Raw genomic sequence first — 12,556 nt, forward strand, 5'->3', positions numbered from 1 at the left:
GCGCCGCATCGGTCACAGCATCGGCTCCAGCACGGCGTGATATAGCCCCGCCAGCAGGACCGAGCCGATCCCCGCGAACAGCCCCGCCCACAGGTCGTCCAGCATCAGCCCGGTCGCGTCGCCGCGCCGGTCGGCGCGTCCGACCAGCCAGGGCTTCCAGATGTCGAACAGCCGGAACAGCAGGAACGGCACCACATAGCCCGGCCAGGCGTCCAGGATCGACACCCCGTGCCGGGCCAGCGGCACGACGGTAAAGCACAGCGCCAGCCACTGGCCGGCCACCTCGTCGATGACAACCCATGACGGATCCTTGTCGGCGCTGTGGGCCAGAACCCGCGGCACCGCCCAGAAACCCCCCAGCGTGGCCAGCACGAAACCCGCCGGCACCAGCCAGGGCGACAGGTATTCATAAGCCAGCACCGCCAGCAGCACGGCAGCGGCCGAGCCCCAGGTGCCCGGCGCGGGGCGCAGGCGGCCAATCCCGAAGAAACTGGCGATCATCCGTTCCATTCAGGCCCTCATCAAGGTGGCGGTGGCGATGGCGGCGATACCTTCTTCGCGCCCGGTAAAGCCCAGCCGCTCGGACGTGGTGGCCTTGACGCTGATGCGGTCCGGGGTAACGCCGATGATTTCGGCCAGCCGCTGCGCCATGGCGCCGGCATGGGGGCCGATCTTGGGGCGTTCGCAGATCAGCGTGACATCTGCATTCGACAGCCCGTAACCCATCTGCCGCGCCAGTTCGGCGGCGTGGCGCAGAAAGACATGGCTTTCGGCGCCCTTCCATTGCGGGTCCGAGGGCGGGAAATGCCGGCCGATATCGCCCTGGGCCAGCGCGCCATAGATGGCGTCGGTCAGCGCATGCATGCCCACATCGGCGTCGGAATGGCCCAGCAACGCCCGGTCGTGGTCGATGCGCAGGCCGCACAGCCAGACATGATCGCCCTGGGTAAAGGCGTGAACATCGAAACCATTGCCCAGACGAATGTCCATGGCGCCCTCCACGATGCGGCGCGCGCGGACGAAATCGGCGCCATAGGTGATCTTCAGATTGTCCTCGTCGCCCGGGGTGACGGCGACCTGCATCCCGGTCCGCAACGCCAGTTCCACGTCATCGGCCGCACCCTGCGGATGGGCACGGTGGGCGGCCAGGATCGGGGCCAGGGCAAAGCCCTGCGGGGTCTGGGCGCGAAACAGGCCGTCGCGGCTGGCGCTGGCGGTGACGCGGCCCCCCTCGGCCCGCCACAGCGCATCGGTCACCGGCAGCGCCGGGGCTGCCGCCTCGGCGCCGTCCTTCAGGGCGGCAACGACGCCCGCGATCACCCGAGGCGAGACCAGGGGACGGGCGCCGTCATGGATCAGCACATGGGTGATATCGCTGCCCTCAAGCGTTTCCAGGGCGCGGCGGACGCTGTCGCTGCGGGTCTCGCCCCCGGCGACCAGGGTGACGGGGCCGGCAAGCTCGGCCGCGCCGCGCGCCATGTCCTGCGGCGACAGGGTGACGATGACCCGGCCAAAGCCGGCAAAGGCGCGGATGCTGCGTGCCAGCACGCTGTCGCCGGCAAGGTCGCGCCATTGTTTTGGCGGCCCCTCTCCGGCGCGGGTGCCGCGCCCGGCGGCGGTGATGATGACGGCATATGTCGCGGGAATATCCATGATCGCCAGCTTTAGGTCAGCCGCGCGCCCGAGGCAATCACCCCGAAATCGACCGCCAGCAGGGCGGCAGATGGTGGCCCCGCCCGCGCGCTGCCGCTATAAGCGGCTGAAAGCTGCCATCTGCAAGGAATGCCTGCCATGACCGACCCCTCGATCGCCGATCTGTCCAAGGATGCCGCCGCCCGCGCCGCGGTGGCGCTGGTTGCGCCGGGAATGCGGTTGGGGCTGGGCACCGGGTCGACCGCGGCCATTTTCGTTCGCCGCCTGGCGCAGCGCGTCAAGGCCGAAGGCTTTGCCCTGCGCTGTGCCGCGACGTCGCGCGCAACGGCGGAGCTGGCCTCATCGCTGGGGTTGCAGGTCGAGGAACTGGACGACATCGGCTGGCTGGACCTGACCATCGACGGTGCCGACGAGGTCGATCCCGACCTGAACCTGATCAAGGGCGGCGGCGCGGCGCATCTGCGCGAAAAGATCGTCGCCACCGCCTCGGACCGCATGGTGGTGATCGCCGACCAGGGCAAGGTGGTCGAGCGTCTGGGCGCCTTTCACCTGCCGGTCGAGGTGATCCCCTTTGGCTGGCAGGCGACGCGCAAGCTGATCCAGCGCGCGCTGGACGACCTGGACCTGTCGCAACGCCCGATCCTGCTGCGCAAGCGCGATGACAAGCCGCTGCTGACCGACGAGGGCAATTACATCCTGGATCTGGCGCTTGAGGAAATCTGCGATCCGCAGGCGCTGGCACGGCGGCTGTCCGACATCGCCGGGGTGGTTGAACACGGGCTGTTCCTGAATATCTGCGAAATGGCGATCATCGGCTGCCCGGATGGCTCGGTGGTCGAATTGCGGCGCGAGGACATGGAATGAAATTGGACTATGATCTGTTCGTGATCGGCGGCGGCTCGGGCGGGGTGCGCGCGGCGCGCATCGCGGCCAGCGAATACGGCGCCCATGTCGGCCTGGCCGAGGAAAGCCGCATGGGCGGCACCTGCGTCATTCGCGGCTGCGTGCCCAAGAAGCTGATGATCTTTGCCTCGCAGGCGGGCGCGCAGGCGGCCGAGGCGCGCGGCTATGGCTGGCAGGGGGCCGATGCCGGGCGTTTCGACTGGAAACTGTTCCGCCAGAAGCTGGACAGCGAACTGACGCGGCTTGAAGGCGCCTATACCGGCGGGCTGACCGCCGCGGGGGTCGAAATCCACAAGCTGCGGGCGCGGGTTGCCGATGCCCATACGGTCGAGTTGGCCGATGGCCAGCGCCTGACGGCCAAGCATATCCTGATCGCGGTGGGTGGCCGGCCGCAGCGGCCCGGCATCCCCGGCGAAGAACTGGGCCTGATCTCGGACGACCTGTTCCTGCTGGATCAGTTGCCCGGGCGCGTGCTGGTGGTGGGGGGCGGCTTCATCGCCTGCGAATTCGCTACCATTCTTCAAGGGCTTGGCAGTCGCACGGTGCTGTCCTATCGCGGCGATGCGGTGCTGCGTGGCTTTGATCAGGAAATGCGCCGCCATGCCACCGAGCAGTTGCGGATGATCGGCGTCGACCTGCGGCTGGGCTCGTCGCCGGCGCGGCTCGAGGCCGAAGGGGCTTCGCGGCGCGTCACTTTCAAGGATGGCAGCAGCGAACTGTTCGATGCGGTGATCTTTGCCACCGGGCGCGCGCCCTATACCCGCGGCCTGGGGCTGGAAGAGGCGGGCGTGCAGCTGGGCGACAAGGGCGAGATCGTGGTCGATGGCTGGTCGCAAAGTTCGGTGCCGTCCATCTATGCGGTGGGCGATGTGACCGATCGGGTGAACCTGACCCCGGTGGCGATCCGCGAAGGTCACAGCTTTGCCGACACCGTCTTTGGTGCCCGGCCGCGCCAGGTCGATCACGACCTGGTCGCCAGTGCCGTCTATCTGCGCCCGCATGAACTTGCCACCATCGGCCTGACCGAGGAACAGGCCGAGGCGCGCGGGCCGGCCGATGTCTATGTCGCCAGCTTCCGGCCGATGCGGTCGCTGTTTGCGGGCTCGGACGCGCGGGCGGTGATGAAGCTGATCGTCGACGCCGAAACCGACAAGGTGCTGGGCTGCCACATCTTTGGTCCCGAAGCCGGCGAGATGATCCAGCTTGTGGCCGTGCCCATGGGAATGGGCGCGACCAAGGCGCAGTTCGACGCCGCGATGGCCGTGCATCCGACCCTGGCCGAGGAGCTGGTCACCATGCGCAAGCCCGCGCGTCGCATCGGCGCGGCAAAATGACCGAAAACCGACGCATCGGGTTGATTTTCCGGCGCAAGTCACCAGTTTCAGCGAAACAGACCGAATAGCGAGGCACGAAGGCATGGCGGGACAAGGCCCCTGGGGCGGCGGTGGAAACAACGGCAACAATGGCAAGGAGCCGCCCCAGGGCGGCCAGCGCCCATGGGGCAGCCCGGGCGGAAATCAGGGCGATCGCGACAATCGCGGCCAACCCCAGGGTCCGCGGCGGGGCGATCACGTCCCCGAGATCGAGGAACTGGTCCGCAAGGGTCAGGATCGGCTGCGGGTATTGATGGGCGGCAAGGGCGGCGGCGGCCGTACCGGCGGCCCCCGCCAGCAGGGACCGCAGTTCCACATGAGCCGGGGAAGCTGGGGCCTGGCGGTGCTGGCCGTGGCGGCGGTCTGGGCCTTCTCGTCCTTTTATACCGTCAAGCCCGAGGAACGATCTGTGGAATTGCTGTTCGGCAAGCCCATCGGCACTGGCGAGCCGGGCCTGAACTTTGCGCCTTGGCCCTTCGTCACCGCCGAGGTGGTGCAGGTTTCGGGCGAACGCACCACCGAGATCGGCACCGGGCGGGCCGGACCCATGGACAGCGGGCTGATGCTGACCCGCGACCAGAACATCGTGGACATGGCCTATCAGGTGGTCTGGAATATCTCGGACCCGGAAAAATTCCTGTTCAATCTGGCCGACCCCGATGACACCATCCGCGCCGTGGCGGAATCTGCGATGCGCGACATCGTGGCGCGATCGGAACTGGCACCGATCCTGAACCGTGACCGTGGCGCCATCGCCGATGATCTGAAGCTGCAGGTACAGCAGACGCTGGACGGTTATGAGGCAGGCATCAACATCCTGCGGGTAAACCTGGACCGTGCGGATCCGCCCCGCGAGGTGATCGACAGCTTCCGCGACGTGCAGGCGGCGCAACAGGAACGTGACCGGCTTGAGAAGGAAGCCGACGCCTATGCCAACCGCGTGCTGGCCAGCGCCCGGGGTGAGGCCGCGGCTCTGATCGAACGCGCCGAAGCCTATCGCGCCGAAGCCGTCAACACCGCCGAGGGCGAGGCCGCGCGCTTCAACTCGGTCTACAACGAATATATCAAGGCGCCCGAGGTGACGCGCCGACGCATGTATATGGAGACGATGGAAAAAGTTCTGGGCGGAGCCAACAAGGTCATCCTCGAGGGGCAGGCGGCGCAGGGTGTCGTGCCCTATCTGCCGCTGGATCAGCTGCGCAGCGGGGCACCTGCCGCCGGAAGCGCCGCCAAGAGTGGGGAGAACCAGTGATGAATCGTGCAATTTCACTGCTGGTGCTGCCGTTTCTGGTCGTGGTCGTGGTTCTTGCGCTGGCATCGCTCTACATCGTCGATGTCAGGGAAAAGGCGCTTGTGCTGCGCTTTGGCGAGGTGGTCGAAGTGCGCGAAGAGCCGGGTATCGGCGTCAAGGTGCCTTTCCTCGACAATGTCGTGAAATATGACGCCCGCATCCTGGGCTTGCCGACCCCGCCGATGGAGGTGACGCCCCTTGACGATCGTCGTCTGGTGGTGGACGCATTCGCGCGCTGGCAGATCACCGATGTCGTGCAGTTCCGTCGCGCGGTGGGCGCCGGCGGGATCGAGTTTGCCCAGCGCCGGCTTGAACCGATCGTGACCAACGCCATCCGGCAGGTGCTTGGCTCGGTGCCATCCACCACCGTGCTGTCGGATGATCGCACGCCGCTGATGAACCGCATCCGTGACCTGTCGCGCGAGGATGCGAAGGATCTGGGGATCCGGGTCATCGACGTGCGTCTGACCCGCACCGACCTGCCCGAGCAGAACCTGAATGCAACCTATGCGCGGATGCGTGCCGAACGCGAACGCGAGGCAGCGGATGAAATCGCCCGCGGCGGCGAGGCTGCCCAGCGCGTGCGGGCAGCCGCCGACCGCACCGTGGTCGAACTGACGTCCGAGGCGCGCAAGCGGGCCGAGGTGGTGCGCGGCGAGGCCGATGCCCGGCGCAACGCCATCTATGCCGAGGCATTCGGTCGCGATCCCGAGTTCTTTGCCTTTACCCGGTCGATGACCGCCTATGAGCGGGCGCTGCGGGGCGAGAACAGTTCGCTGCTGATCCAGCCGCAGGGCGAATTTTTCGACTATCTGCGCAGCGATGGTGCCGACCGTGCAAATCCGCCGCCACCGGAAGCCGCCGCCGACGAGGCTGCATCGGCAAGCGAGCAATCGGATCAGTCGGTCGTGGTGCCCGAAGTGACCGATCGCGAGGGGCAGCCGCTTGGCAGCAGCGCCGGCGTCAAGCTGTCGCCGATGCCCGAGGCCCTGACCCCGCCGCCGCAGCAAGAAACGGTTGTCCCTGCGCCTGCCGCCCCCGGAAACTGAATCGGGCCGTATCGCGGTCGCAACCGACCTGCCATGTTCAACAAAATCGCGCGATCTGCCCGCAGACCGCGCGATTTTCCTTGTCGCGTCCGTGCAGCTGCGTTTCAGGCTACGCTGCGCGAGCGGTCTGGCGCGGGCTCGGGCGGAGGTGCAAGCGGATCCAGCCCGGCCTCTTCGGCGGCGATTTCGCGCTGCCATTCGCGCCAGATGGACACCAGCAGCGCCATCAGCACCGGGCCCACGAACAGCCCGACGATGCCCATGGTCTTGACCCCGCCGATCAGACCGAAAAATGTCGGCAGGAACGGCATCTTGACAGGGCCGCCCACCAGAACGGGGCGGATGGTCTTGTCGACAACGAAAAGTTCGCAGCTGCCCCAGATGAACAGCGCGGCGCCCTGCACCGGCGAGCCGCTGGCGATCAGATATGCGGAAACCAGAGTGAATGACAGCGGCGCCCCGCCGGGGATCAACGCCATGAATCCGGTGATCACCCCGAAGGTCACCGGCGAGGGCACGCCTGCCAGCCAGTAGGCTATACCCAGAACCACGCCTTCGCCAATGGCGATCAGTGTCATCCCCGTCACGGTGGAACTGATCGTGGCAGGCACCACCCGCGACAATCGCCCCCATCGGTCGGGCAGGATGCGCATGCCCACCCGATCAAGCTGCGCCACGAACTTGTCGCCATCCCGATACAGCACGAACAGCGTGATCAGCATGAACAGCAGCGACAGCGTCAGGTGAAAGGCAAGCGAACCTGCGGTTATTGCGCCGCGATAGATGGCACCGATGTTCGAGCCGCTGACAAGCTGCACGATTTCGCTGATACCGCCAGGGCGGCCGATGTATTTTTGCCAGTTCTCGTCCAGCCAATCGCCGATCTGCGGCAGATCGATCATCCATGCCGGGGTGGGGGCGCCGGTGGTGTTCACCGAAATGGCCCACTGGATCCAGTCGCGCAGCTCGTGGAAGGCATAGACCAGCGCCATGGCGATGGGCACGACAAGGAAACACACCAGCAGCAGCACCAGCGCAGCTGCGGTGCCTGTGCGCCCCAACCCTGCGCGCCACGCCAGGTGTTCGCGGATGGGCCAGCTGGCCAGTGCTATCACCGATGCCGCCAGCACCGGGACCAGAAAGCCGTGGAAGAAATAGATCGACGCGACCACGATCGCCAGCAGCAGCCAGCGCGCGGCCGAGATATTGGTCAGCAGCGGGGGGCGATGCAGACGCAGCCCCACCTGACGCGGAACAGGCCGCGGCGCAACGGTCTGGGGCATAACGGTGGGATCCTGATCCGTTCTGTCGCCTTTGGTCATGTCATGGTCCTGCTTGCCGAACGGGCATGTCCGGCTTTCAGCGCAACGGAATAACATCTGGTCCGGTGCTGCAAGTCAGAATGGCGTGCAAACCCCGTGCTGGGGCGGCTTTCTACCCTGACGCGTAACAGGGGGTGACAACATCCTTCGCTGCCGCTAGCTTCTGTCGCGACCAAGGGGAGCCCCGGCAAGGGGCTGAGAAATCGCTGGCCACAAGTTGCGCGATGACCCTTTGCACCTGATCCGGATCATGCCGGCGAAGGGATGGTGTGCAGCTCCGATCCCGCCCTGGCATGCTCTGGCCCCATTGCCCGGCCCGGGCCTGTAAAAGGAGAATGCCTTGAGCTCGCTGCCCATTGAAGACGGCCTTTTTGCCGAAATGAAGCACGCTTTTTCTGCCGATTGGCAGGCAGCTTCCGGACATCGTTTCGTCGAGGAACTGGCTAACGGCACCATCCCGGATTCGGTGATGGCCTATTACCTTGTGCAGGATCACCGTTTTCTGGATGCGTTTCTGACCCTGCTGGGGGCAGCCATTGCGACTGCCGACAGTTTTGATTCGCGCCTGCGATTCGGTCGCTTTGCCGGCATGGTCTCGGCCGAGGAGAACGACTATTTCCTGCGCGCTTTCATGGCATTGGGGATGGACGAGGCACGCCGGAGCGCGATTCCCGACAGCGCCCCCACCCGCAGCTTTCAGGCATTGATGCGCGAGGCGGCGCAGACGCGATCCTATGCCGCCATCCTGACCGTCCTGGTCGTGGCCGAGGCGCTGTATCTGGACTGGGCATCGCGCAGCCCGCGCCCCTTGCCGGCGAATTTCGTTCATGCCGAATGGATCATGCTGCACGACAACCCGTTCTTTCGCGATTTCGTGCAATTTCTGTGCGCCGAACTTGACCGGGTGGGGGCGCAGCAGCCGCGGGTGGTGCGCGAGTTCTTTGCCCGCGCCATCAGGGCCGAACGCGCCTTTTTCGACGACGCCTATGCGGGGGCGGCCTCAGTCCTCGGCTAGGTCGATGTCCAGCGGGCCTTGCGGTGCGCCCTGGCTGCGGAAATCGCGCACGATCCGGCACAGGGCCGGGGGCACGATCCGTTCGCCGGTGTGGCGCAGCTCGGCCAGGGTCCACCAGCGGAATTCGCGGATCGTGCGCGCCTCGGGCGCGTTCTGTACCCTGGGGTCGAAAGCCTCGGTCTCGATCAGGAAATAATCCTCGCACTGGCGCCAGCGCCGTTGATACAGCGTCAGCAGGTGCTGGCGTCGCCACAGCAGCGGGCCGATGGTCGCAGGGGCATAGCCCAGTTCCTCGGCCAGTTCGCGGCGCAGCGTCTGTTCGGGGCTTTCGCCGGCTTCGGCGCCGCCGCCGGGGGTGATCCACCAGCAGCCGTTGCCGTAATCGACGCGCATCAGCAGCACCCGGTCGTCGGGCGTCAGCAGGATGGCGCGCTTGGCATGGCGGTCGTTGATGGTCATGCGGCCCCCCGAAACTTACGACGGAATGACAACCCCGGCCGGGCAGGGGCCGGGCCGGGGCGATCACGCGATGCTATTCGTCGTCGGTGTCGGGGACATCGGCGATGTCGTCCAGCGACACATCGCCGTCGTCATCGTCATCGTCCAGCAGATCGTCGTCCAGATCGCCGGCATCGGCGTCATCGTCCAGATCGTCGTCATCGACCAGATCGGCCTGGTCATCGTCGCGCGCCGCCGTCTTTTCCGAGATCAGCGAGCGGGTGCGGCCGTTGGTCAGGCTTTCGACGGTGAACTCTGCGCCGCAGGCGGGGCAGGTCATCGGATCGTTCATCAGGTCGTAGAAGCGCGTCGCGCAGTGGGGGCAAAGGCGTTTCGTGCCCCATTCCTCTTTGGGCATGGTGTTCTCTTTCTGCCGCTTTCAGCCAAATCCGCTGTCCCCTGCCATAGCGCAGCGGGGGTGTCAAAGGCTTTTCCCCTTGCGACAGGGGGGCAGAGAAGGCGAAACTGGTCAGCACAAGCAAAGCCAGCAAGGCACATGGGGCAGATGGACGGTTTTCTGGTCGGAGGCGACATTCCGGTGCTGTTGCGGCGTTCCGCCCGCGCGCGCCGAATGACCCTGCGCGTGACCCGCGCCGGGGGCGAGGTGGTGCTGACCTTGCCCAGCCGCACCAGCCTGTCGGATGGCCGCGCCTTTGCCGAGTCGCGCGCCGATTGGTTGCGGCGCATTCGCGCCGAAATGCCGGCGCTGCGGCGAATCGTGCCGGGCGCGATGCTGCCGGTCGAGGGGGTGTTGCGCCGCATCGCCCCGACCGCCGAGGCGCGTCTGCAACTGCGCCCAGACGCGCTGCTGCTGCCGCAGGATCGGCCGGCCGGGGTCATGGTCGAAACCTGGCTGCGCGGCCTGGCGCGCGACAGGCTGGCTGCCGCCTGCGACCGGCACGCGGCGGTGCTGGGGCGGCAGTTCACGGCGCTGGCGCTGCGCGACACCCGCTCGCGCTGGGGCAGTTGCACCCATGACGGGCGGCTGATGTTTTCCTGGCGTCTGGTCATGGCACCGCCCCAGGTGCTGGATTACGTCGCCGCGCATGAGGTGGCGCATCTGCGGCACATGGACCATTCGGATGCCTTCTGGCGGACGACGGCGGCGCTGTTGCCCGGATTCGAGCAACCGCGGGCGTGGCTGCGCCGGCACGGGCACGAACTGCTGACCTGGCGGTTCCGCGACTGAACCATTGACCTTGACTGCGGATGTGATCACAGACACGGCATGAGTCCCTCGCGTTCCTCGGAAACCGCCGCGCATGAGCGGCTTTATCGCAGCCTGCGCCAGCGCATCATGCTGGGCGAACTGCCGCCCGGCCTGCCGCTGACCCTGCGCGGGCTGGCGGCCGAACACCGGGTCTCGATGACGCCCGCGCGCGAAGCCGTGCGGCGGCTGGTGGCGGAAGGCGCGCTGACGCTGTCGTCCTCGGGCCGGATTGCCACCCCCGAACTGTCGGTCGAGCGGATCGAGGAACTGGCCGCCCTGCGTGGGTTGATCGAGCCCGAACTGGCCTCGCGCGCCTTGCCGCGCGCCCATCAGGCGCTGATCGAGCGGATGGCGCTGTTGAACGCTGCGATAGGTGAGGCCGCCGAATCGCATGACGCCGTCACCTATATCCGCACCAACCTGGAATTTCACCGCTTGCTCTATCTGCGGGCCCAGGCACCGGCGATGCTGGCCATCGTCGAAACCGTGTGGCTGCAACTCGGCCCGACGATGCGGGCCCTGTATGGCCGGGTCAAGCGCAACGAGCCGCCCCGCCATCACCGCATGATCCTGGCGTCGCTGCGTGCCGGAGACGAGCCGGGGTTGCGGCTGGCGGTTCGCGCCGATGTCACCCACGGGTTGCGCCACCTTTCGACAAGCTGAGCCCGCAAGCCTGACGCAAGCCGGGCGTGGGCAGCCATCCGGGTGCCGCGCACAGCCTTTCTGCAAGGCGCCGGACAGATCGGGCTGCGGCGGATGGCGACAGGACGACCCGCCACCGGCCGCGACGCCGTGATACGGTCGGATGTGCCGGCAGGGGCCTTGTGGGCAGGCGCCGGCATCATTTGGTCACAGGGTCAGACCTCCTCGATCCGCAGTTCGACCGGCTCGCCGGCGATGACGCCGGTGCGGGGCATGGCCTCGATGGCATGGTCGATGGCCTCGGGCGTGGTCTTGTGGGTCACGATCAGGACCGGCGCGATGCCGGCGGTTTCGGCATGGCCGTATTGCCGCATCCGGTCGATCGAGATGCCCGCGTCCCCAAGGACGCTGGCCACCTTGGCCAGGGCGCCCGGCTTGTCGGTCAGTTGCAGGCGGATGTAATAGGCTGCGGGCACGGCGGTGCGGGCGGGCTGCGGCCGCGCCAGATTGCGCGCGGGCTGGCCAAAGCTGGGCATGCGCACGCCGCGCGCGATCTCGACGATGTCGGACATGACGGCGCTGGCGGTCGGGCCTTCGCCGGCACCGGCACCGCGTAGAACGATCTGACCGACGGAATCGCCTTCGATCACCACCATGTTGGTGCCGCCCTGCAACTGCCCCAGCGGGCTGTCGGCGGGCACCAGGCAGGGCGACATGCGCTGTTCCAGCCCGCGGCCGGTCATCTGCGCGACCCCCAGCAGCTTGATGCGATAGCCCATGTCGGCGGCGCGGCGGATGTCGTCGATGCTGACGCGCTCGATCCCCTCGATTTCTACGGCGTCGAATGCGGGGCGGGTGCCGAAGGCGATGGCCGCCAGCAAGGCCAGCTTGTGGCTGGCGTCGATGCCGCCCACGTCCAGCGTCGGATCGGCCTCCAGATAGCCCAGCTGCCGGGCCTCTTCAAAGACGGCCTCATAGGGCAGGCCGGCGCTTTCCATCCGGGTCAGGATGTAGTTGCAGGTGCCGTTCATGACCCCCATCACCCGCCGGATCTCGTTTCCGGCAAGGGATTCGGTCATGGCCTTGATCACCGGGATGCCGCCGGCCACTGCCGCCTCGAAGCGGATCACGCGGCCCTGCGCCTCGGCCAGTTCGGCCAGTTCCTGGCCGTGCACGGCCAGCAGGGCCTTGTTTGCAGTAACCACATCCTTGCCGGCGCGCAGCGCGGCGGTCACCGCCTCGCGCGCGATGCCCTCGTCGCCGCCGATCAGTTCGACAAAGACATCCACATCCTCACGCGTGGCCAGCGCACGGGCGTCATCCTCCCACGCATAGGCCGACAGGTCGGCGTCGCGGTTCTTGCGCCGGTCGCGGGCGCTGACGGCGGTGATCGTCACCGGCCGGCCGGCACGGGCGGCAATCAGGGCTGCGTGTTTCTGGATGATCTTGACGGTGCCGATCCCCACGGTGCCCAGGCCGGCGATGCCAAGACGCAGGGGAGAGGAGGCGGGCTGCCCAGGATGTGGGGCGGACATGATTAACTCTTATCTAGGGACAGGGCGGTGTTAGCGGATGGCGCGGGGGCATGCAACGCGCATGC

At 67.1% G+C, this 12,556-nt stretch carries 13 protein-coding genes and 1 riboswitch; of the genes, 7 read left to right on the forward strand and 6 right to left on the reverse strand.

The annotated features are described in order from the left end of the window. Positions 1 to 12 precede the first annotated feature (12 nt). Together GB880_RS09910 and GB880_RS09915 are read right to left on the reverse strand one after the other, a co-directional pair. The gene (locus tag GB880_RS09910) at positions 13 to 510 is read right to left on the reverse strand and encodes a phosphatidylglycerophosphatase A family protein (RefSeq protein WP_154493871.1); all 498 of its coding nucleotides are present in this window, start codon (positions 508 to 510) and stop codon (positions 13 to 15) included. Next, positions 511 to 1,653, reverse strand: a complete 1,143-nt coding sequence (locus GB880_RS09915; RefSeq protein ID WP_154550647.1) for a bifunctional 2-C-methyl-D-erythritol 4-phosphate cytidylyltransferase/2-C-methyl-D-erythritol 2,4-cyclodiphosphate synthase — start codon at positions 1,651 to 1,653, stop codon at positions 511 to 513. Positions 1,654 to 1,782: 129 nt separating this feature from the next. Between GB880_RS09915 and rpiA the strand changes: the two genes are divergently transcribed. The 4 genes from rpiA to hflC all read left to right on the forward strand — a co-directional run bounded on the left by rpiA (position 1,783) and on the right by hflC (position 6,269). Next, positions 1,783 to 2,517, forward strand: a complete 735-nt coding sequence (gene rpiA, locus GB880_RS09920) for a ribose-5-phosphate isomerase RpiA (protein ID WP_195840820.1) — start codon at positions 1,783 to 1,785, stop codon at positions 2,515 to 2,517. Next, entirely contained in the window at positions 2,514 to 3,890 is a 1,377-nt protein-coding gene (gene gorA, locus GB880_RS09925; RefSeq protein WP_154493868.1) for a glutathione-disulfide reductase, read from the forward strand. The genes rpiA and gorA overlap by 4 nt, the downstream gene beginning before the upstream one ends. An 82-nt stretch (positions 3,891 to 3,972) precedes the next feature. After that, a complete protein-coding gene (hflK, locus tag GB880_RS09930; RefSeq protein WP_154493867.1) occupies positions 3,973 to 5,181 on the forward strand; it encodes an FtsH protease activity modulator HflK in 1,209 nt (402 codons plus the stop codon). Beyond that, positions 5,181 to 6,269, forward strand: a complete 1,089-nt coding sequence (gene hflC / locus GB880_RS09935) for a protease modulator HflC (RefSeq protein WP_154493881.1) — start codon at positions 5,181 to 5,183, stop codon at positions 6,267 to 6,269. Before hflK ends, hflC begins: the two co-directional genes overlap by 1 nt. 104 nt (positions 6,270 to 6,373) lie before the next feature. Here hflC and GB880_RS09940 read toward each other — a convergent pair whose 3' ends face one another. Continuing rightward, positions 6,374 to 7,591 (reverse strand): AI-2E family transporter, encoded by a 1,218-nt coding sequence (locus tag GB880_RS09940; RefSeq protein WP_154493866.1) that lies wholly within the window; start codon positions 7,589 to 7,591, stop codon positions 6,374 to 6,376. A gap of 165 nt (positions 7,592 to 7,756) precedes the next feature. Further along, positions 7,757 to 7,873: riboswitch (TPP riboswitch) on the forward strand. Positions 7,874 to 7,931: 58 nt separating this feature from the next. On the opposite strand from GB880_RS09940, the gene GB880_RS09945 reads away from it, so the two are divergent. Further along, entirely contained in the window at positions 7,932 to 8,606 is a 675-nt protein-coding gene (locus GB880_RS09945) for a TenA family protein (protein WP_229774416.1), read from the forward strand. Here GB880_RS09945 and GB880_RS09950 read toward each other — a convergent pair. Further along, positions 8,592 to 9,065 (reverse strand): NUDIX hydrolase, encoded by a 474-nt coding sequence (locus GB880_RS09950; protein WP_154493865.1) that lies wholly within the window; start codon positions 9,063 to 9,065, stop codon positions 8,592 to 8,594. The genes GB880_RS09945 and GB880_RS09950 overlap by 15 nt on opposite strands. A gap of 73 nt (positions 9,066 to 9,138) precedes the next feature. After that, positions 9,139 to 9,462, reverse strand: a complete 324-nt coding sequence (locus GB880_RS09955) for an FYDLN acid domain-containing protein (protein ID WP_154493864.1) — start codon at positions 9,460 to 9,462, stop codon at positions 9,139 to 9,141. Positions 9,463 to 9,609: 147 nt separating this feature from the next. Between GB880_RS09955 and GB880_RS09960 the strand changes: the two genes are divergently transcribed. Beyond that, positions 9,610 to 10,293, forward strand: coding sequence for a M48 family metallopeptidase (locus tag GB880_RS09960; RefSeq protein WP_263467379.1), 684 nt, complete (start codon positions 9,610 to 9,612; stop codon positions 10,291 to 10,293). A gap of 39 nt (positions 10,294 to 10,332) precedes the next feature. After that, entirely contained in the window at positions 10,333 to 10,977 is a 645-nt protein-coding gene (locus tag GB880_RS09965) for a GntR family transcriptional regulator (RefSeq protein ID WP_154492725.1), read from the forward strand. A gap of 194 nt (positions 10,978 to 11,171) precedes the next feature. On the opposite strand, the gene GB880_RS09970 is transcribed toward GB880_RS09965, so the two are convergent. Continuing rightward, complete coding sequence (locus GB880_RS09970; RefSeq protein WP_154492727.1) at positions 11,172 to 12,491, reverse strand: homoserine dehydrogenase; 1,320 nt, start codon at positions 12,489 to 12,491, stop codon at positions 11,172 to 11,174. Positions 12,492 to 12,556 lie beyond the last annotated feature (65 nt).

Source organism: Paracoccus sp. SMMA_5_TC (genome assembly GCF_009696685.2).
Classification (GTDB): Bacteria; Pseudomonadota; Alphaproteobacteria; order Rhodobacterales; family Rhodobacteraceae; genus Paracoccus.